This is a genomic window from Nocardioides sp. R-C-SC26 (assembly GCF_021246465.1).
Taxonomy (GTDB): domain Bacteria; phylum Actinomycetota; class Actinomycetes; order Propionibacteriales; family Nocardioidaceae; genus Nocardioides.
Genome location: NZ_JAHRHK010000001.1, coordinates 207,604 through 229,256, shown reverse-complemented (window position 1 = coordinate 229,256; position 21,653 = coordinate 207,604). Strand labels below are relative to the sequence as shown.

Sequence of the window (21,653 nt, the reverse complement as noted above, 5' to 3'; positions counted from 1 at the left end):
TCTCGCTGCGGTTCAGGGCGTGGGCGTGCGCCGGCGCTGCTGCCAGAAGTCCCGGAAGAACTCGTACCCGGAGTACAACGTCATCGCGACCGCGGCGACCAGGAGGACCTGCGCGGTGAGGTAGAAGATGTCGCCCGGGACGTCGGCCCAGCCCGCGAGCTGACGGCCCGGCAGGGTGATCCCGCCGAGCGCGAGCGCCTGCAGCGTCGTCTTGAGCTTTCCGCTCTGGTTGGCAGCCATCACCACGTGCTTGGCTACCGAGAGGCGCAGCAACGTCACCGACCACTCGCGGGTGAGCACCAGGATCGTCACCCACCACCAGATGTCTCCGGTGATCGAGAGCGCGACGAAGGCCATGCCGGTCAGCGCCTTGTCAGCGATCGGGTCGGCGATCTTGCCGAAGTCGGTGATCAGGCCGCGCGACCGCGCGATGTCGCCGTCGATCTTGTCGGTGATCATCGCGATCGCGAAGATCACCCACGCCAGGCTGCGCCACAGCACACTGTCGTGGTCATGGCCCAGGAGGAACCAGCCGTAGACGGGTACGAGCGCGATCCGCATCGTCGTCAGGGCATTCGGCAGGTTCAGGTTGCTCGGCGCCGAGCCGCTGGGCGCGGAGTTGCCGGCGGCACCCGGATTCGTCGGATCGGTCATCGGGCGGCTCCTGTCGGCTCGGCGACCAGGTCGATGCCCTCGGTGCTCACCACGACGGCGGGCACCAGGTCTCCGACGCGCCACGGGACCGGACCGACCGTGGCGGTGAGCCGGGTGATGCCGTCGACCTCGGGGCCCTGCTGTTCCGCACGACCCTCGGCGACGCCGTCCTCGACCGACTCCACGAGCACCTCGACGTGCTCGCCGATGCGCTCCTCCGCACGCTGCGCGGTGAGCTCCTCGACCAGCGAGGAGACGTGCTGCACGCGGGCCAGCACCTCGTCCTCGTCCACCTTGTCGTTGAAGGACGCCGCCTCGGTGCCGTCCTCGTCGGAGTACCCGAACACCCCGGTGACGTCCATCCGAGCCTCGACGAGGAAGTCGCACAGGACCTGCAGGTCCGCCTCGGTCTCGCCGGGGAAGCCGACGATGATGTTGGACCGCACCCCGGCATGCGGCGACAGGTCGCGCACGCGCTCGAGCAGGGCCAGGAAGCTCTCGGCATCGCCGAAACGGCGCATCCGACGCAGAACCGGGCCGCTGGCGTGCTGGAACGACAGATCGAAGTACGGGACGACACCAGGCGTGGTGGCGATCGCCTCGATCAGCCCGGGCCGCGTTTCAGCCGGCTGGAGGTAGGACACACGCACGCGCTCGACGCCGTCGATCGCGGTCAGCTCCGGCAGCATCGTCTCCAGCAGGCGCAGGTCGCCGAGGTCCTTGCCGTAGGACGTGGAGTTCTCCGAGACCAGGAACAGCTCGCGGACGCCCTCGGACGAGGCGAGCCAGCGCGACTCGGCGATCACGTCGGAGGGTCGGCGGCTCACGAACGAGCCCCGGAACATCGGGATCGCGCAGAAGGTGCAGCGACGGTCGCAACCGCTCGCGAGCTTGACCGGTGCGAGCGGGCCGCTCTCCAGCCTGGCTCGGGGAGCCACCACGGGCGCACCCTCGGCCTGGCGATCGGCCGGGCTGATCGGCAGCAGCAGACGACGGTCCTGGGGCGTGTGCGGGTGCAGCTGCTCCCCCGCGAGCACCGACCGCAGCCGCCCGGCGATGTCCTCGTAGTCGTCGAAGCCGAGCACGGCATCGGCCTCGGGCAGGGACGAGGCGAGCTCGGCGCCGTAGCGCTCGGCCAGACATCCCACGGCGACGACGGCGCGAGGCCGACCGCTCTCCTTCAGATCACTCGCCTCGAGCAGCGCGTCGACCGAGTCCTTCTTGGCCTGCTCGACGAAACCGCACGTGTTGACCACCACGGTGTCGGCATCGGCCGGGTCCTGCACGAGCTCGAAGCCGTCCGCGGCGAGCCGGCCGGCCAGCTCCTCGGAGTCGACCTCGTTGCGTGCGCAGCCGAGTGTCAGCATCGCGACCGCAACCGGCTTCGGTGCCTGGTCGGGCGCTGTCGGGGCTGAGGATGCGGTGGTCATAGCGAGCCGAGTATGCCGCGCGCGGGGGCGAGGCGACGAAAGCACGCCTGCCCCCGCGAGACGTGCATCAGGGAACGAAGAGCTGCTGCGCCTGCTCGCCGGTCGCTCCCAGCGCTCCCTGGCGCTCGCCATCGAGGACGACCGTCAATCCGCCGTCGCTCGACCTGATGCGGACCGGAGGGACCACGTTCAGCGTTGCGGTCTGCATGAAGGCGAGGTCGTCGTTGAACACCACGCGCTGGCGGCCATCGCGCACGATCACCCGCGCACCCCCGGTCTCGGCAGTGAACGAGACCGGGACCTTCGCCGTCGCTCCGGCCAACGTGGCCTTGCTTCCGCTCGGCGAGCCGTTGAGCACGGGCTGGTCGGTGACCGGGGCCGGGGAGTCCATCACCAGGCGGGCGATCGACCAGACCAGCACCACCGCCATCACCGAGGCGACCAGCACCGACCAGTTCACGCCTCCACGAGTGCCACGGATGGCTCCGTGCTGGCCGGTGGCCAGTTCCGCCTCGAAGACGCAGCGAGGGTCGATGGGAGCGTCGGCGTATCGCTCGTCGTAGGTGGCGATGAGCGGCTCGGCGTCCAGTCCGAGGACCCGGGCCAGCGTGCGAAGATGCCCGCGGGCGTAGAAGTCGCCGCCGCACAGGGCGAAGTCGTCCTCCTCGATCGCCTCGATGACATGCACGCGGATACGGGTGCGCTCGGCGAGCTGCTCGGTGCGCAGCCCCAGCCTCAGACGCGCCGCGGCCAGTTCGGGACCGATCACCGCGGAGGGTGCGACGAACTGCTCGGTCGGCTGCTCGTCGGCAGCGGACCGGACAGCGGTGGCGTCGAGTTCCTCGCTCGCGTCGCTGCGGCCGATCCGTTCGGTGACCGCTCCGGCCCGGCGCTGCAGGGCGGCCATCACACCGCGCGGGCCCCCGCTACCCGGCAACGGCGGCCGCACCGCGGTCGCGTCGCTGTCGCCGTGGCCGTTCCACCGGTCCTCGTCGTCGGAGCCGTCGTCGGCCGCATCGTCGTCGGTCTGGCCCTCCGGCGCCGCGAACCCCGCCGCGGACCAGCTCAGGGGCTGGGTCGGCTCGGCTACGGGGGCTGCGGGCTGGGCGGCCGGGATCGCCGCGTCGTCCTCGGCGGCCGCCGCGTGTCCGTCCCACGGCGCGGTACCGTCCTCCTCGACAGCGCCTTGTTCGATCTCGGCCTGCTCGGCCTCGGCCTGCTCGATCTCGACGTCCAGCGGCTGGGCGACACCGACCGGCGTCGTCGGGATGCCCGGCTTCTCGACGACCTCGACGGCGTCGGCAGTGAACTCCCGAAGCGCCTCGGTGAGCTCGTGCCAGTTCGCGCCGATCAGTCGGGTCGACATCGACAACCGCACGGTGCTGCGCTCGCCGGCGACGTCGACGACGCTGATGCGACCATCGCGCAGCAGCGCCTCGCGCGGCTGGTGCTCCACCCGGGCGACGTCGGACCAGGCCAGTCCGGTCCAGGCGCGGCCACGCCGCAGACGCAGCCCGTGCCCGTCGACGACGAGCAGCGGGAGCCGGGAGTCCAGGACGACGAGCAGGAAGAGCACCGCGATCGCTCCGGCGCCCAGGGTGATCACCCAGTCGAGTGGTGCCGCACTGCCGACGGCGCGCTGGAGGTAGGCGACGGCGACGATGGCCGCGACGCCGGCGACGAGCGCGGCGAGCGGTCCGTCGCGGCGGATCTCGACCGCGTCGTCCTCGAACGCGCTATGGCCGTGAGTCAGGTCGGCGGTGGCACCGGTCTCGGCTCCTGCCGAGCCCTGCGAGGTCTCGAGGTCGTTCACAGCTCCCCCTGAATCGTCATGATCACAGCATCGATCTCGTCGGGCTTGACCAGCACGTCACGGGCCTTGGAGCCCTCGCTGGGCCCCACGACGCCGCGGCTCTCCATGATGTCCATCAGGCGCCCCGCCTTGGCGAACCCGACGCGCAGCTTGCGCTGCAGCATCGACGTCGACCCGAACTGGGTCGAGACGACGAGCTCGATGGCCTGGACGACCAGGTCCAGGTCGTCGCCGATGTCGTCGTCGAGTTCGCGCTTGCTCTGCGCCGGCGCCGTGACGTCGTCGCGGTAGCTGGGCTCGAGCTGGCCCTTGCAGTGCCGCACGACCTCGGCGATCTCCGCCTCGGTGACCCAGGAGCCCTGGACGCGGATCGGCTTGGAGGCACCCATCGGCAGGAACAGTCCGTCACCCTGGCCGACGAGCTTCTCGGCACCGGGCTGGTCGAGGATGACGCGGCTGTCGGCGAGCGAGGACGTCGCGAACGCCAGGCGCGAGGGCACGTTCGCCTTGATCAGACCGGTGACGACGTCGACCGAGGGGCGCTGGGTGGCGAGCACGAGGTGGATACCGGCCGCGCGCGCCAACTGCGTGATCCGGACGACGGCGTCCTCGACGTCGCGCGGCGCGACCATCATCAGGTCGGCCAGCTCGTCGACGATCACCAACAGATACGGGTAGGGCACCAGGACACGCTCGGAACCCGGCGGCACCTCGACCTTGCCTGCCCGCACGGCGCGGTTGAAGTCGTCGATGTGACGGAAGCCGAAGTTGGCCAGGTCGTCGTAGCGCAGGTCCATCTCGCGCACGACCCAGGCCAGCGCCTCGGCGGCCTTCTTCGGGTTGGTGATGATCGGGGTGATCAGGTGCGGCACGCCCTCGTAGGCGTTCAGCTCGACCCGCTTGGGGTCGACCATGATCATCCGCACCTCGTCGGGCGTCGCCCGCATGAGCACCGAGGTGATCATCGAGTTGATGAAGCTCGACTTGCCTGAACCGGTGGCGCCGGCGACGAGCAGATGCGGCATCTTGGCCAGGTTCGCGACCACGAAGCCGCCCTCGACGTCCTTGCCGAGGCCCGCGACCATCGGGTGGTGGTCCGAGCGCGCGGTGTTGGACCGCAGCACGTCGCCGAGGGAGACGATCTCCTTGTCGAGGTTGGGGATCTCCACGCCGACCGCCGACTTGCCGGGGATCGGACTCAGGATCCGCACGTCGGCCGAGGCGACCGCGTAGGAGATGTTCTTCTGGATGCCGGTGATCTTCTCGACCTTGACGGCGGGCCCGAGCTCGATCTCGTAGCGGGTGACCGTCGGGCCGCGCGTGTAGCCGGTGACGCGGGCGTCGATGTTGAAGTCCGCGAGCACCTGGGTGAGCGAAGCGACGACGTCGTCGCTGGCCTGGGAGCGCGTGCGGTGCGGTGTGCCTTCCTTCAGCGAGGTCATCGCCGGCACGGAGTAGACGATGTCGCCGGACAGTGAGAGCTGCTCCATCCGTGGTTCGACGGGGTTGTGCGACGGGGGCGCGATCGGCGCACGGTCGGCGTCCTCGTCGGTCGTGCTGCCAGCGCCGGCGACGGCGGGCGGTGCCGCGATCGGCGCCACGGAGCCAGCGTCGGTGCCCGTCGTCGGCTCGAACGGGTCGTCGAGGCCGAAGGCGACATCGAGAGCGTCGCCGCTCTCGTGCGCGTCGAGGTCGACGGACGCGGCCTCCTCGAACAGCGGCTCCGGGTCGCCACCGCGGCGGCGACGACGGCGAGACTCGCGCTCCTCCACCACGGGGGTGTCGTAGGCCGGGAGTCCCAGCTCAGGGTCGATCGTGTCGTCGAGACGCGCCATGGCCTGGGTCGCGTCGGGGTCGCTCTCGTCGCCCGACGGGTGACCCAGGACGGCGTCGCGCAGCCCGCGCAGCCGGTCGGGCACCGCGTAGAGCGGGGTCGAGGTGACGACGAGAAGGCCGAAGAACGCGATCAGCACGAGCACGGGGACCACGACGTAGGAGGAGCGCATCAGGTCGAGCAGCAACGAGGCGATGACGTAGCCGATCGCGCCACCGCCCTCGCGCAGCGGCGTGGTGTCACCGGCGATGGGCTGGGGATCGCCGGCACTGATGTGCACGACGCCCAGGACTCCCGCTCCGAGGGCCGACCATCCGATCACCTGGCGTCCGGCCGGGCCACTGCCGACCGGGTCGCGCATGACGCGCAGACCCGACCAGATCAAGGCCGGCGGCACCAACCAACCGACCTTGCCGACGGTGCCGACGACGGCCGCGCGCGCGAAGTCCATCAGCCCGCCGGGCACCTCGAACCACACCGCGGCGGCGACGACCACGGCCACGCCGAGCAGCGCGAGGCCGGCGCCGTCGCGACGATGAGCGGGGTCGAGGTCGCGTGCCGAGCGGCCGACCGCTCGCGCCGAGGCACCGATGGCGTGGGCGAGGCCCAGCCACGCCGCCGTCAGGCCACGCAGCAGTACCAGGAAGAACCGAGCGACCGGTCCGGTACCGCTGCGGACCGCACGCGGTGCGGGTCGCTGCGCGGGCCGCCGCGAAGCCGGCCGCTTGGTCGGCTTCGTGGAGGTGTTCTTCGCTGTACTCCGGGTGCGCGTGCTCGAAGACTGTCCGCTCCGGGAACGGGCCGTGCTGCTCCTGGACGTGGACGTGCTCTTGCTCCGCGACCCCGGCGGGGAAGACGTACGGGTCGCCATGCCATCAAACCTAGGTGATCGTCACATCCGTCACACGGACCACAGTGGTGCGTGTCGCTGCGTTGACCCGTCTTCAACTCAAGACGGGTCAACGCAGGCGGGGTCACCTCGTGGGCGCGGCGGCCGGGGCCTCCAGCACCTGACTGGTCGAGCCGGGCGCGTTGTGGAGCCGCAGCACCAGCGCCTTCGCTCCTGCTCGCGAGCCTGCTGCCCGCCACGGGACGACGTCGCCCGGCGCCGCGTCGAAGAGCGGCGCGTCGACGCCGATCGACGGGGTGCCCGCGTCATAGGCGACCGGGCCCACCGTGTCGACGTCGTCATCGGTCAGCAGGCTGTAGGTGCCGACGGTGTAGCTGATCGGCGCCGACGCCGTGCCGCTCGGCAGACCGAGCGCCGCCTTGGAGGCACCGAAGACGAGCACGTCGGTGTCGAACACGTTGGTGTCGGTGCCGCCGTCGGCGAAGTTCACCGGCTGCACGTCGACGAGCGGGTCCTCCCCCTCGGGCACGTCGAGGTCGATCGTCCAGGCGTAGAGGAGATCGGTGCCCTCGATGCGCTCGACGTAGATCTCGTAATCGGCCTTCTCGTCGCCGTCGACATCGATGTCGACGTACGGCGTGATCAGGTTGCCGACGTTCTCCCACGCGCGGTGGGCCGCGATACCGAACCAGAGCAGGCCGTCCTCGCCGTTCGTGCTGCCCGCACCGACCTGGGCGAGGTCGGCGGACTCCGCCGTCGGGCCGTCGGTGCACGGCTCGGGGACGTCCCCGGTGCCGGTGTCGTCATCAGGATCGTCGGCGTCTCCCGCATCTCCGGTCGTCTGCGGATCGTCCTCGTCGAGCGGAACGCAGAGAGGAAGCAGCGGGCTCTCGGCGCCCCACTCCAGCACGGCGACCTTGGCGGCCGTCGCCCCCTCCCCCGACGGCAGTCCCTGGCCCCCCAGGGCGACTCCGGCCTGCGTCGCCGTCGCGGTCATCGCCGCGACCGGCTTGGGCGCCGCGGTCACCGGGATGCGCAGAGTCGCGCCCCCCGGCTGAGTGACCAGCACCCGGCCCGAGGCGTCCGTGACGAACTGGCGCAGCTCGGACTCGCCGAAGAGCGGGTTGACCTGCTCTGCGGCCATCGTCGGGTCGAGGTGACGACGCAACGCCGTCGGATCGACGCGCAGGGTCAGCGTCGCGGTGGCGGGCGAGCGACCGACCATCAGCCGGTTCGGCCTCACCGAGAACGAGACCCCGGGAACCGCGGTGAGCGATTCGTAGGAGAGCCGCACCGGGACCTTCCCCTTCCCCGTCACACGGCGTACCGCGATCGGCATCGACCGGGTGATGACGCCGTCGGACGTGCGTGCGCGCACGACACCGAAGGAGGCCGTCACCGCGTTGAACCCGGCCCCGCGCGCGTAGGCGACCATCGACGTCCGGCTGGCGGCCAGCGCGTCGACCCGACCGGCACCGACCCGCAGCGGACCGTAGCGCTTGCCCGTGCGCGAGGGACCGGTCCACACGTCGTGGCCGGCGCTGTTCATGATCGCTGCCTTCAGGTTCAACGGCCCCCACCCCGGGTGGGCGGACTTGACCATCGCCGCGATGCCGGCGACGTTCGGCGCGGCCATCGAGGTGCCTGAGAAGCTGACGCCCTCCGAGCCGGTGCCCATGTAGGCCGAGAAGACCGAGTCGCCGACTGCGGCGACGTCGGGCTTGGACACGCCGAGGCTGCCGTGGGAGCCGCGCGAGGTGAAGTCGGAGGCCTGGTCGACGATGCCCGGCGTGACGTCCTCGAACGCCGCCAGCAGGGCGCCGTCGAAGGTGACCGCGAGGTCACCCGCTTCGGCCGCCGAGCGGAGCGCCCCGGTGCTCGCGCGGGTGAGTTGGAAGACCGGGATCTCCTCGATGCCGAGGATCCCCGCGCCGAAGATGTCGCGGTCGGAGGTGAAGAGCGCGCCGATCGCCCCTGCCGCGGCGACGTTCCCCGCACGGCCGGCCGAGCCGCAACGGCGGGTGGCGTCGTCGTCATCCCACTCGAGCCAGGCGATCCTGCCCTGGACGGCGGCGGCGTCGGCGTCGCCGAGCGGGTCGCAGCCGTCGGCGTTCCCCTCCGACAGCACCGCGACCTCGCCACCGACGGGCTCGGACTCCAGCCAGGGATAGGCCGAGGACACCTGACCTCCGACGACACCCTTCAGCGCCGATGGAGCGTCGACGCGCAGTCCGTCACGCACCTGCGATGCGTCCACGGTGCTGGCCACGACGAGCGAGCTCGCCGCGTTGGAACCGGCGATGTCGGTGATGTCGCCGTCGTTGCCGGCAGAGAAGACGGCGAGGACGCCGTGCCGCGCCAGCTCGTCGGCGACGGCGACCTCGGGGTCGTCGATCGGCGAGAACGCGTACCCGAGGGAGAGGTTGACGATGTCGAGCCGATCGTCGAAGAGGCCGTCGCCGTTGGGGTCCAGCGACCAGTCCAGAGCGGGGATGACCGCGTCGGTCGAGCCCTCGCACCCGAAGACCTTCAAGCCGTAGAGCCCGACCTTCGGCGCCGTGCCCGGTCCGACGCGGAGCTCGTCGAGCCAGCCCGGGTTCAGCGTCTGGTGCCGCGCGGTGAAGGTCGTGCCTCGTGCCGTGACCCCGTAGCCGCCGAGCGTGCCGGCCACATGGGTGCCGTGCTCGCCGCAGTCGATCGGGTCGGGATCGGGCCGCGGCACGGGCTGATAGCTCTCCGCCGCGGGGTCGGCGTTGTAGTCGTCGCCGACGAAGTCGTAGCCGCCGAGCACCTTCGCACGTCCCAGTGCGCCGAGCCGCGCGCGCCAGTTGTAGGCGGTCGGCTGCGACCGTGCCTTCTCATAGGCCGCGACCGTGCCCGGCCCACCGAAGGTCGCATGGGTGTAGTCGATGCCGGTGTCGATGACGCCGACCCGCACTCCCTGGCCCATGTTGCCCTGACGGCGCCAGGACGCCACGGCCTTCTCGAGCTGGATGATGCTCGAGTTCTCCACCGTGTGGCGCGGAAGCCGCGCGACCGAGAGCACCCGTTCGTCGGCCGACAGCCGAGCCACACCCTCGGCATCGAGACGCAACGCCACGCCGGGCACCGTGTTGGTCGTGGTGAACAGCGCGCTGGCCCGAGGGTCGGCGCGCCGTGCGGTCTGCGCGACCTGCCGGGCCGTCGTCTCGATGCTGGCGCGGCGCTGGACGGCGGCGCGCCGCGCGGCGCCGTCGCTCGCGGTGCGCGCGGCGACCGCCGCGGCGCCATCCCCCACCAGTCGGACGAAGTAGGAGGCGCGGGCACCTCGAGCCAGTGCGGGAGCCCCGAGGCCACCGGTCCTCCCGGCATCGCTGCCGCGCACGCCGTCGGCGGCGAGATCGCGGACCACCGACTCGACGGCCGTAGCCGACCCGGGCGCCGCCTGGGCGGAGGAACCGGATCCCACGACGGGGCCGAGCGCTGCTGTCACGGCGAGCACACCCACCCCGGCCACACGCATCGCGGGACGGCCTCGTCGGTGGCGTGCGACTGGCCGAGGGCGGGCGACGAGCGACGAGCGCCGCAGTGACGAGAAGAGGGCAGGCAGGGACATGGGCGTCCTCACTTCCGACGGGATCCGAGACGTCGGGAGAACCACATCGGCGAAGCCCTCCCGCATCGGGAGGCTATGCCCGGACGTCGTCCGGCGCCAGAGTCCTGCAGCGGAAGTTCTGCGGCGTCGGCCGTCCGTGCCGTGCCGCGACCCGACGTCAGGCCTCGACGACCACCGGGATGATCATCGGGCGTCGACGGTGGGTGTTGCTCACCCACCGGCCGACCGTGCGCCGCACGGTCTGCTGAAGCTGGTAGGAGTCGGTGTTGCCCTCGGCGATCGCCCGGTCGAGCGCCTGGGTGATCGAGCGCTTCACGTCGTCGAAGTTCTCGCCCTCGAGCGCGTTGCCGCGTGCCTGGATCTCGGGGCCCGCCGACACCTTGCCGCTGACCGAGTCGACCACGACGATGATCGAGATGAAGCCCTCCTCACCGAGGATCCGGCGGTCCTTGAGGTCGGCCTCGGTGATGTCGCCGACCGAGGTGCCGTCGACGAAGACGTAGCCGCACTCCACCTTGCCGGTGATCGAGGCGACGCCGTCGACCAGATCGACCACGACGCCGTCCTCGGCGACGACGACGTTCTCGACGCCGGTCGCGCGGGCGAGGTCGGCGTTGGCGAGCATGTGGCGGATCTCGCCGTGCACCGGCAGCACGTTGCGCGGCTTGACGATGTTGTAGCAGTAGAGCAGCTCGCCGGCGCTGGCGTGACCGGAGACGTGCACGAGCGCGTTGCCCTTGTGCACGACTCGGGCGCCCCACCGTGCGAGGCCGTTGATCACGCGGTAGACGGCGTTCTCGTTGCCCGGGATCAGGCTCGAGGCCATCAGGACCGTGTCGCCCTCCTCGATGTGCACGAAGTTGTGGCTGCGCTGGGCGATGCGGCTCAACGCGCTCATCGGCTCGCCCTGGCTGCCGGTGGAGATGAGCACCTGGCGCTCCGGTGGCAGCGAGGCGAGCTCCTTGGCCTCGACCATCACCCCGGGCGGCACGGTCAGGTATCCCAGGTCGCGGGCGATGGCCATGTTGCGCACCATCGAGCGGCCCACGTAGGCGACCCGACGGTCATGGGCGACGGCGGCATCGAGTACCTGCTGGACGCGATGCACGTGCGAGGCGAAACAGGCCACCACGATGCGCTGCTTGGACTCGCGGAACACCTGGTCGATGACGGGGGTGATCGACTTCTCGGCCGGAGTGAAGCCCGGCGTCTCGGCGTTGGTGGAGTCGGTCAGGAAGAGGTCGACGCCCTCCTCCCCCAGCCGGGCGAAGGCACGCAGATCGGTGATCCGGCCGTCCAGCGGGAGCTGGTCCATCTTGAAGTCGCCGGTGTGCAACACCAGGCCGGCGCCGGTGCGGATGGCGACAGCGAGGGCATCGGGGATGGAGTGGTTGACCGCGACGAACTCGAGCTCGAACGGCCCGAGCTGCAGACGATCCCCCTCGGCGACCTTGTGGTGCACGGTCTGCTTGAGGCGGTGCTCGCGCAGTTTGCTGTCGAGCAGGGCCAGCGTGAGCTCGGAGCCGACCAGCGGGATGTCCTGGCGCTCGCGCAGCAGGTACGGCGTCGCGCCGATGTGGTCCTCGTGTCCGTGGGTCAGCACCAGCGCCTCGACGTCGTCGAGACGGTCCCGGATGGCGGCGAAGTCGGGGAGGATGAGATCGACGCCGGGGTGGTGGTCCTCGGGGAAGAGCACGCCGCAGTCGACGATCAGCAGACGGCCGGCGTACTCGAAGACGGTCATGTTGCGCCCGACCTCGCCCAGACCGCCGAGAGGGATCACCCGGAGCCCGTGGGCGGGCAGTTCCGGCGGGGCACTGAGTTCAGGGTGCGGGTGGCTCACGGATTTCCTTCGTCGTTCCTCGTCGTACGTCGGCGTCGCTGGCGCCGTGGGTTCGAGCGATCAGAGCAGGTCGGCGGCAGCGAGGCCCGCGCGCAGCGCGGCGTACTCGTCGTCGTCGAGGGGGACGAGCGGCGAGCGCACGTGACGGTTGTCCAGCACTCCGAGAAGCTCGAGGGACGCCTTGGCGGTCGTCGCACCGTAGTTCGGCACGCCCATGACGGCCTCGAAGGCGGGCAGCAGCCGCTGGTAGGTCGCCAGCGCCGCGGCGTGGTCGCCGGACTGGAAGGCAGCGATCATCGCCGCGAGCTCGTTCCCGGCGACGTGGCCGGCGACCGAGACCAGGCCGACCGCGCCGTGGGCGAGGAAACCGAGCGTGTTCGCGTCGTCGCCGGAGTAGACGGCGTACCCCATCTCGACCAGACGGGCCGAGCGCGGCATGTCGCCCACGGCGTCCTTGACCGCGACCACCGCGTCGTCGCCGGCGAGTGCCTCGTAGGTCTCCATCGCGATCTGGCTGCCGGTGCGGCCGGGGACGTCGTAGAGCATCACAGGCAACTCGGCTGCGTCGATGACCTGGCGGAAGTGGTGCAGGACGCCGCGCGGGCCGGGCTTGTTGTAGTACGGCGTGACCAGCAGAGCGCCGTCGGCGCCCTGCTTGCGCGCCTGCTGGGCCAGCCAGATCGAGGTGCTGGTGTCGTTCGTGCCGACGCCGGCCACGATCGCGACGTCGGGGCCGACGGCGTCGCGCACGGCGGCGAGGATCTCGCCGTCCTCCTCCTTGGTGGTGGTGGCCGACTCGCCGGTGGTGCCCGAGACCACGAGCCCGTCGTGACCGTGCTCGACGAGATGACGAGCGATCCGCTGGGTGCCCTCCAGGTCGAGCGAGCCGTCGGGTCGGAACGCGGTGGCCATCGCGGTCAGCAGGGTGCCGAACGGCGCGCGCGTACGGGTCTCGGACATAGGCTCAGGCTATCGGCCCGTCGCACACCCGGCCCCTACGGCTCGCAGACCCGGACGGCGCAGGGGCTGATTTGGGCGCCACCGGCTGCCGCTGGTAGTTTTGCTCTCCGCGTGTCCGGCCTGCCCAGGCTGCAGAAGGCAGCGCGACGGACCCACCCAGACTGATTCATTCCCATTCGGCACCAGCGAGACGAAGGCACATTCGTGGCGAACATCAAGAGCCAGATCAAGCGCAACAAGCAGAACGAGAAGCGCTACGAGCGCAACAAGGCGGTCAAGACCGGTCTGAAGACCGCGATCCGCAAGTTCCGCGAGGCCGCCGAGGCCGGCGAGAAGGACCAGGCCGTCGAGCTGGGTCGCACCGCCAACAAGATGCTGGACAAGGCGGCCTCCAAGGGCGTCATCCACAAGAACCAGGCCGCGAACCGCAAGTCCGCGATCGCCAAGAAGGCCGCCTCGCTCTGACGCGACAGCACCTCCGGGCTCCTCGTCGAGCCCACCCGTCACCAACGGCGTCGTCCCCTGAGGAGGAGGCCCTTCGCGCGGGCCGGCCTCCGCCACCGGCCCCAGCCGGCGTCGCCCAGGTCGGTGATCGTCAGGACGAGTCGCTCGAGGGAGTAGGACGCGTCGCTGGCGGCGCCCTTGACCTCGGCGTCGGCTCGGGCGACGGCGCGCACGGCCCGCGCCAGCCCGCCCTCGGACCATCCGTGTGCCTGCCCCCGGATGGTGCGGATCTTCCACGGCGGGACGCCGAGTTCGCGCGCCAGGTCGGCTTCCCGCAGTCCGCGTGCGGCCCCCTTGAACCGGGCCAGTCCGCGCGCGCTGCCGGCGAAGGCGGAGGTGACGAGCACCGGCGCGGTGCCGTTGTCGAGTGCCCAGCGCAGTTCCTCCAGCGCCTGGTCGCGCCGGCCTGAGAAGGCCAGGTCGGCCACCGCGAACGACTTGGCCTCGGCACGGCCACCGAAGTAGCGCCCGACGAGCTCGCCGGTGAGGCGCTGCCCCGGAAAGTCGCCGACGAGCTGATGCGCGGCAGCGCAGAGCGAGCGCAGGTCGAGCCCGACGGCGTCGACCAGGGCCTTGGCCGCCTCCGGATCGATCTGCCCGCCGCGACCGCGGACCTCGGCCGCGACGAAGCCCGGGTACTCCGAGGCCTTCAACTCCGCGGACTTGACCTCGGTGACGCCGGAGAGCTTCCTCAGTTTCGTCAGGGTGCCGCTGCCCTTCTGCCCGCCACCGTGCATGAGCACGATGGCGACGTCCTCCACGGGCGCCGCGGCGTAGTCGACCAGGCCCTGGACACTCTCCTCGGGCAGGTTCTCCAGCCCGCGCACGACGACGAACCGCACGGACGAGAACAGCGAGGGCGCCGAGAGCTCCCCCAGCGCACCCGCGGTGAGGTCGACCGCGCTGACGTCGGAGAAGTCGGCCTCGGCGTCGTAGGCGCGCACGATCTCGCGTGCTTCCAGGACGGTGCGGTGGTTCAGGTACTCCTCCTTGCCGGTGACGAGGAGCACCCGGCCGAGCACCTGATCCGCAGAGAGAGCCACGAGGCCAGCGTGGCACAGCGCGCCGACACCGGTCGCTGCGCCTCGCCTCGGTGATGGCGAGCGTGCGGCTCGGGGTTCTCTCCACGCACTGCGAGCTGGGGCGGTCGGGGTTGAGGTCCTCAGGGCATGTGAGCCCTAGCGATGGGTCAGTCGCGGGCCGTCGCTCGTCGCGAGCACGAGGAGATCGCCGTCGACGTCGGTGCGACCGACCTGTGCGCCGGCCGCGGTCAGTGCAGCGAGGACGGACGGCACGGGATGGCCGTAGTCGTTGTCAGCCCCGACCGAGACGACCGCGAGGTCGGCTCGCAGGCTGGCGAGCCAGTCGAGGTCCTGAGCGCGGGAACCGTGGTGCGGGACCTTGAGGACGTCGACCTGCAAGCCCGGATGATCGGCCGCGAGCGCCGCCTGCCCCGTCGGCTCGAGGTCGCCGGTGAGGAGGATCCGCACGCCACGCACGGTCGCCAGCAACGCCAGGCTGGCGTCGTTGGCCAGTCCGCCGTCAGCGCCCGGGCGGGGCGTGAGGTCGCGGGGAGCGAGCACCTCCAGGCCCACCTCGCCGACCGTCGTCGCCACCGGGGCGGGCACCTCGACGAGAACACCTGCCTCCTCGGCCGCGGCCAGGATGGCGTCCGCTGACGCGGGCGGGTCCAGCGCCGGTGAGGCCCAGATCCGCCCGACGTCGCGATCGTCTAACACCGCGCTGAGCCCTCCCACGTGATCGGCGTGGAAGTGGGTGAGCACCACCAACGGGACATGCCTGATGCCAAGGCGATCCAGGCACGCATCGACGAGGTCCGGCGTCGGGCCCGTGTCGACGACGATGCCCGTGTTCGCACCGGCCCGTAGGACCAGCCCGTCGCCCTGGCCGACGTCGCACACCGCGAACACCCAGTCGTCGTCGGGCCACCCCCAGGTCGGGAGCCGGACGGCGACGACGACGATCGCCACCAGCGCGACCCCCGCAGCGAGCCACGGGCGTGCGAGCACGCGGACGGCGAGCAGCGCGACGACCACGCACACCGCGGCCAACGTGCCGACCGCGAGCCACCCGCTCCCCCACGCCCACGAGGCGCCGGGGAGCGCTGCACTCCGCGCGGCGACCTGCACGATCCAGGCGACGCACCACACGGCGCCGGTGCCGACCACGGCACCGAGGGGCGGAACCACCAGGCCGACGAGTCCCGCGGCCAGGCCGAGCACGGTCGCCGGTCCGACGACGGGCGCCACGAGCAGATTGGCCGCCACCGCGACCAGGCTGACCTCGCCGGACAACGCGGCGATCACCGGCGTGCAGGCGAGCTGCGCCGCAGCGGGCACCGCGATCGCCTCAGCCAGCCACCGCGGCAACCAGCGCGCCATCGCGTCGCGCCAGACGGGCGAGAGGACGACGATCCCCGCGGTGGCGAGCGCGCTGAGGGCGAACCCGGCGCTGGTCGCGAGCGAAGGCTGGACGAGCAACAGGCCGACCACGGCCACGCCCAGACTGCGCAGAGCGCGCCGTCGGCTGTCGACGCCGAGAGCCACGAGCCCGACGACCCCCATCACGGCGGCGCGCAGCACACTCGGCTCGGTGCGGGCCAGGAGGACGAATCCGACGACCGCGAGCGCGCCCACGATCACCAGACCCCGGCCGCGCACCCGGCACCACCTGGCCACGACGAGCACGAAGCCGACGACGAGGGTGACGTTGGTGCCGGACACCGCGGTGAGATGCGTCAGCCCGGCGGTCGCGAAGTCGTCGGCCACGTCGGGGTCGAGGCCCGCATCGTCGCCCACCACCAGAGCGGGCACGAGGATGCGCTCGGCGGGCGGTGCATGGTCGACGGACTCGCGCAGCGAGGCACGGATCGCAGCCGCCCCGCGCCACCACCAGTCCGGCTCCTCGATGACCTGGGGTGTCGACCGCACCAGGAGCGCGCTGAGGTGCGGATCGTCCGCGGACGCCAGCACCCCGGTCGCGCGGACCTTCGCCCCCAACGGCACCCGCTCCCATGCCTCGTGCCCGATCACCAGTACCGGGCTGCGCAGCGAGAACGTCTGCCCGCGCCCCTGGACGAGGGTGACGGTCAGTCGCACGACGATGAGAGGCCCGAATCGACCCTCCACGGGCCGCGGGTCTGAGGTCACCGTGCCGACGAGTGACACAGCGGCGCCCTCGTCGGCGAGACGAGCGACCGGGTCGCTGTGAACCGCGTCCGATCGCAACGTGGCCGAGACCCACACGGCTCCGGTCACCACTCCGGCCGCGACGACGGCGCGCACCAGCGGTGCGACGGACAGCCGACGCCGCAAACGGTGCGCGATCCACCAGCCGATGCCGAGCGAGCCGGCGGCGGCCGCGCATGCCGTCACCGCGACCGACGCGAGGGCGAGCAGCGCACCACCCCAGGCGCCGACAGCGACGAGCGCCATCCGGAGATCGGGGGCGGTCACGCGGCGCACCGGCTCCGACGGGGCCGATGTATCGGCGTTCACGCCGTCACCCATCAGGTCACACCGTGACGTGCGGAGCGATCATCGCCAGGGTCTTCTCACCGATGCCGCTGACCTCGAGCAGCTCCTGCACCGCGCTGAACCCGCCGTGCTCCTCGCGCCACGCGATGATCGCGGCCGCCGTGACCGGTCCGACCTCGGGCAACGCCTCCAGCTCCACCGAGGTCGCCAGGTTCAGGTCCACCAACGGTCCCGCTCCTGGCACCGCTGGCTGAGGGCCTCCCGTCGCCGAGCCCCCTCCTGACGCCGGGCCGCCGACGACGATCTGCTCACCGTCGACCAGCACGCGGGCGAGATTGATCGACGTGGTCTCCACACCGCGGCGCGCCCCGCCGGCGGCGTCGACGGCGTCGATCACCCGCGCGCCGGCGTCGAGAACCACGATGCCGGGCTTCTGCACCTCCCCGGCCACATCGACGGTGACGGTGGCCTCGACCCCGGTGCCTGCCGGTGCGCTCTCCTGCGGCGCCGTCGGGGCGGCGTCGGAGTCGAGAACCGTGCCCGCCGGGGCCCGGGTGAGCGCCACCGTTCCGGGACCCTCGATCGGCGCCGCGTCGGAGCGGACCACGATCCACGTCGTGACGGCAAGGCCGAGGGAGACCACGAGCGCGACGACCGCGACCTGGGCGGGGCCGAAGGCGAGACGCCCGCGGAGCGTGTCGGGAAGCAGCCCCCAGGCGGCCGCACCGGCACTCTCACCCGGACGCCGGGCCGCGTGCCGCCCGGGCATGACGAAGCGTGTGGGTGCAGGCACCGTCCGCTGCGTCGTGCGCACGCCCTCGTCGGCACCGCTCCCCGCCGCACGTCGCGCATCGTCGCCGTCGTCGTCGCGGTCGCTCCCGACGCCGGCGGCCTGCTCCACCAGCCGCAGGATCGGCCGCTCCGCCAGACGGGTGTGCTCGTCCCACCACGGTGCCGGTTCGGTGACCGCGCCCACCTGCACCGAATCCGCGTCGTCCGACACGGAAGCCGAGTCGGCGGTGCGCATCTGCTCGGCCAGCATCGCCAGCCGGCGGGCGACGACGTCATGATGCGTGGGATCTCGGCGACTCCGCATGGAGCGACGCTAGGAACCTCGTCAGGCTCGGCGCCCCGCGCCCCGCGCGGGCTGTGGAGGACGCGCGCTCCGACCCGGTGTGGGTCAGGCGTGGCGCGTACGCGGTGCCACGCAGACGGCGAGCATGCCCGGGCCCACGTGCGCGCCGAGCACCGCGCCGACTTCGGAGCAGGTCACCTCGCGGCCCTCGAGCGGGGTCGCCAACCGCTCACCCAGCTGCGCTGCGAGCTGCTCGGCACGCTCGGGACTCGCCAGATGGGCGACGGTGACGTCGACGCCCGTCTCGGCAGCCTCGTCGGCCGCTGAGACGGCGAGCTCCGCCAGCCGGGCCAGAGCGCGTCCTGCGGTGCGCACGCGCTCGAGGGAGACGACGGAACCGTGGTCGATCGCGAGGAGCGGCTTGACCGCGAGAGCGCCGCCGAGCAGGGCCGCCGCGGCACCGACGCGCCCGCCCCGACGCAGGTACTCCAAGGTGTCGACATAGAAGTAGGAGGCACACGCCCCCGCCCGCGCACGCGCGGCGGCGGCGACCTCCGAGGCGCTCCCGCCGCTCGCGGCGCAGAGGGCAGCATCGATCGCCGCGTACCCCGTGCCTGCCCCGACCTGGCGGCTGTCGACGCAGGTCACCGGGACACCGGCGTCCCGCGACCCGATCTGCGCCGACTCGAAGGTGCCGCTCATGTCGCCGGAGAGGTGCACCGAGACGATCTCGCGCGCACCCTCGTCCGCCAGGCGCCGATAGAGCTCACGCATCACCGTCGGAGCCGGGCGCGAGGTGCTCACCGGCCGGAACTCGCGCAGCGCTGCCGCGAGCATCTCCGGAGCGACCTCGGGCGACCCCTCGTCGTAGGAGTTCGGGCCGACGATCACCTGCAGCGGGACCACGACGATGCCGTGCTCGGCAGCGATATCAGCCGGGAGGCTCGCCGTGGAGTCGGTGACCACCACGACGTCGGACATGGGCGTGAGGATAGTCGGGCTCAGGTTTCGGGACGCGGCGCGCTCCTCGCCTGCCGCGCCCTCCTCCGTCGGGCGCGGGGCTCAGACCACGACGTTGACGAGCTTGGGCTCGCGCACGACCACCTTGCGTACCGGGCGGTCGGCGATCGCGGCGACGACGTTGGGGTCGGCCAGAGCCAGGTGCTCGAGATCGGCGGCGGAGATGTCGGGTGCCACCTCGAGCCGTGCCTTGACCTTGCCCTGGATCTGGACGACGGCGATCACCGACTCCTCGACCAGCAGCGCCTCGTCTGCCAGGGGCCAGGCCGCCTGGGCGACCGATGGAGCGTGCCCGAGCAGCTCCCACATCTCCTCAGCGACGTAGGGCGCCACCATCGACAGCAGGATCGCGACGGTCTCGACCGCTTCGCGTACCGCGGGGTCGGCACCGCCCGCACCGGAGTCGATTGCCTTCCGCGTGGCGTTGACGAGCTCCATGACGCGCGCGACGACGACGTTGAAGCGGTAGCCCTCGACGAGCTGCTCGGCGTCGCGGATGGTGCGGTGGGTCACGCGACGCAGGGCGACGTCGCCCGTCGCCGGATCCGCGTCCGGGGCGGACGTGACGTCGTTGGCCAGGCGCCACGCACGCTGCAGGAAGCGCACCGACCCGACCGGCGAGACGTCGGCCCAGTCGATGTTGTCCTCCGGCGGGCTGGCGAAGACCAGGGTGAGCCGGACGGCGTCCACGCCGAACTCGGCCAGCTGGTCACCGAGGTTGATGCCGTTGCCCAGGGACTTGCTCATCTTGCGCCCGTTGTTGATCACCTTGCCCTGGGAGAGGTAGGCCGAGAACGGCTCGTCCCAGCTGATCAGGCCCGCATCACGCAGCACCTTGGTGAAGAAGCGCGCGTACAGCAGGTGGAGGACGGCGTGCTCGTCACCGCCGATGTAGAGGTCGATCGGCCCCCATGCCTGGGCCAGAGCGGGGTCGAACGCCTGGGTGGCATCACGAGGCGAGAGGTAGCGGAAGAAGTACCAGGACGAGTCCACGAAGGTGTCCATGGTGTCGGTGTCGCGCTCGGCAGGGCCTCCGCATGCGGGGCAGTCGACCTCGACCCACTCGCGGGCACCGCCGAGCGGCGAGGTGCCCTTCGGCTTCAGGTCCGCCCCACGCAGCTCGGGCAGCTCCACCGGCAGCTGATCCTCCGGCACCGGCACCTCGCCGCAGGAGGGGCAGTGCACGATCGGGATGGGCGCACCCCAGTAGCGCTGACGGCTCAGCAGCCAGTCGCGCAGGCGGAAGTTGACCGTGCCCGTGCCGCGGCCGCGCTCCTCCAGCAGGTCGATGGCCGCACGGATGCCGGCCTCCTTGTCGCTGAGGCCGTCGAGCGGGCCGGAGGACACGTAGGTGCCGGCGCCGGCGGTGGCCACGCCCGTCTCGGCCGGGTCGTCCTCGCCGGTGTCGACCACCCGGCGCACCGGCAGGTCCATCGCACGCGCGAAGTCGAGGTCGCGCTGGTCATGAGCAGGAACGGCCATGACCGCTCCGGTGCCGTAGTCGGCCAGCACGTAGTCCGAGGCCCACACGGGGATCTGCTCGCCGTTGACCGGGTTGATCGCGTGCACGCCCAGGAACACGCCGGTCTTGGGCCGGTCGGTGGACAACCGGTCGATATCGGAGGCCTTGCGCACGTCGTCGCGGTAGGCCTCGAGACTTGCGCGCTGCTCGTCGTCGACCAGCTCGGCCGCCAGGGCGGCGTCGGCGGCCACGACCATGAACGTCGCACCCCACAGGGTGTCGGGGCGGGTGGTGAAGACGGTGATGTCGTGACCCGGGCGCTCGGCGACCTCGAAGGTGACGTGCGCCCCCTCGGAACGGCCGATCCAGTTGCGCTGGGCGTTGACGACCTTGCCGATCCAGGAGTCCTGCAGGTCGTCGAGGCAGTCGTAGAGCTCCTGGGCGTAGGCCGTGGTCTTGAAGTACCACTGGGTGAGCTCGCGCTTCGTGACCTCCGCGCCGCACCGCTCGCAGGTGCCGTCGGCGAGCACCTGCTCGTTCGCGAGCACCGTCTGGTCGTTGGGGCACCAGTTGACCGGGCTGTTCTTGCGGTAGGCCAGGCCCTGCTCACGGAACTTCAGGAACAGCCACTGGGTCCAGCGGTAGTACTCGGGATCGGAGGTGTGCAGCCGCCTCGACCAGTCGAAGCTGACGCCGTAGCGCTTCATCGACTCGAACTGGGTCTCGATGTTGGCGTAGGTGTAGGTGGCTGGATGCTCGCCGCCTCGGATGGCGGCGTTCTCGGCGGGCAGCCCGAAGGAGTCCCAGCCCATCGGGTTGAGCACCTCGTAGCCGCGGAAGCGCCAGTACCGCGAGATGACGTCGTGCAGCGCGAACACCTCGGCGTGACCCATGTGCAGGTCGCCGCTGGGGTAGGGGAACATCGTGAGGGCGTAGCGCTTCTCCCTCTCACCGCTGAGCACCGCGGCGTCGTCCGCGCGGAACGGGTCGAGGTCGTCCCACGCCTGCAGCCACTTCTGCTCGATGGCGTGGGCGTCGTACCCGGTCTGCTCGTCTCGCTCGCTCATGGTTCTCTCTCGGTGGCCTCGAAGGTGTGGCGTGCCCGGACATGAAAAA

At 71.5% G+C, this 21,653-nt stretch carries 13 protein-coding genes; 1 reads left to right on the top strand and 12 read right to left on the bottom strand.

Translation table 11 applies throughout. The features are described from left to right. Positions 1-12 precede the first annotated feature (12 nt). The 7 genes from pgsA to dapA all read right to left on the bottom strand — a co-directional run bounded on the left by pgsA (position 13) and on the right by dapA (position 12,979). A complete protein-coding gene (pgsA, locus tag KSO97_RS01050) occupies positions 13-654 on the bottom strand; it encodes a CDP-diacylglycerol--glycerol-3-phosphate 3-phosphatidyltransferase (protein ID WP_232675946.1) in 642 nt (213 codons plus the stop codon). After that, entirely contained in the window at positions 651-2,084 is a 1,434-nt protein-coding gene (gene rimO / locus KSO97_RS01045; protein ID WP_374198423.1) for a 30S ribosomal protein S12 methylthiotransferase RimO, read from the bottom strand. Before rimO ends, pgsA begins: the two co-directional genes overlap by 4 nt. A gap of 67 nt (positions 2,085-2,151) precedes the next feature. Then, entirely contained in the window at positions 2,152-3,897 is a 1,746-nt protein-coding gene (locus KSO97_RS18105) for a helix-turn-helix transcriptional regulator (protein WP_232675945.1), read from the bottom strand. Continuing rightward, positions 3,894-6,602: a DNA translocase FtsK gene (locus KSO97_RS01035; protein ID WP_232675944.1), complete on the bottom strand. Its 2,709-nt coding sequence runs from the start codon at positions 6,600-6,602 to the stop codon at positions 3,894-3,896. The genes KSO97_RS18105 and KSO97_RS01035 overlap by 4 nt, the downstream gene beginning before the upstream one ends. Before the next feature lie 103 nt (positions 6,603-6,705). Next, a complete protein-coding gene (locus KSO97_RS01030) occupies positions 6,706-10,083 on the bottom strand; it encodes a S8 family serine peptidase (RefSeq protein WP_232675943.1) in 3,378 nt (1,125 codons plus the stop codon). A gap of 250 nt (positions 10,084-10,333) precedes the next feature. Beyond that, the gene (locus KSO97_RS01025) at positions 10,334-12,019 is read right to left on the bottom strand and encodes a ribonuclease J (protein ID WP_232675942.1); all 1,686 of its coding nucleotides are present in this window, start codon (positions 12,017-12,019) and stop codon (positions 10,334-10,336) included. 60 nt (positions 12,020-12,079) lie between these two features. Beyond that, positions 12,080-12,979 carry a 4-hydroxy-tetrahydrodipicolinate synthase gene (gene dapA, locus KSO97_RS01020; protein ID WP_232675940.1) on the bottom strand — a complete coding sequence of 300 codons (900 nt, stop codon included), beginning with the start codon at positions 12,977-12,979 and terminating at the stop codon, positions 12,080-12,082. Positions 12,980-13,183: 204 nt separating this feature from the next. On the opposite strand from dapA, the gene rpsT reads away from it, so the two are divergent. Beyond that, positions 13,184-13,444, top strand: a complete 261-nt coding sequence (rpsT, locus tag KSO97_RS01015; RefSeq protein ID WP_232675938.1) for a 30S ribosomal protein S20 — start codon at positions 13,184-13,186, stop codon at positions 13,442-13,444. A 38-nt stretch (positions 13,445-13,482) separates the two neighbouring features. Here the strand turns inward: rpsT and holA are convergent, their stop codons facing one another. The 5 genes from holA to leuS all read right to left on the bottom strand — a co-directional run bounded on the left by holA (position 13,483) and on the right by leuS (position 21,604). Then, positions 13,483-14,526, bottom strand: coding sequence for a DNA polymerase III subunit delta (holA, locus tag KSO97_RS01010; protein WP_232675936.1), 1,044 nt, complete (start codon positions 14,524-14,526; stop codon positions 13,483-13,485). 135 nt (positions 14,527-14,661) lie between these two features. Beyond that, on the bottom strand, positions 14,662-17,013 hold the full coding sequence (locus tag KSO97_RS01005; protein WP_232675934.1) for a ComEC/Rec2 family competence protein: 2,352 nt from the start codon (positions 17,011-17,013) through the stop codon (positions 14,662-14,664). A gap of 4 nt (positions 17,014-17,017) precedes the next feature. After that, positions 17,018-18,076 carry a helix-hairpin-helix domain-containing protein gene (locus KSO97_RS01000; RefSeq protein ID WP_232675932.1) on the bottom strand — a complete coding sequence of 353 codons (1,059 nt, stop codon included), beginning with the start codon at positions 18,074-18,076 and terminating at the stop codon, positions 17,018-17,020. 84 nt (positions 18,077-18,160) lie between these two features. Then, complete coding sequence (locus KSO97_RS00995) at positions 18,161-19,036, bottom strand: DegV family protein (protein WP_232675930.1); 876 nt, start codon at positions 19,034-19,036, stop codon at positions 18,161-18,163. A gap of 81 nt (positions 19,037-19,117) precedes the next feature. After that, positions 19,118-21,604: a leucine--tRNA ligase gene (leuS, locus tag KSO97_RS00990; RefSeq protein WP_232675928.1), complete on the bottom strand. Its 2,487-nt coding sequence runs from the start codon at positions 21,602-21,604 to the stop codon at positions 19,118-19,120. Positions 21,605-21,653: the final 49 nt, after the last annotated feature.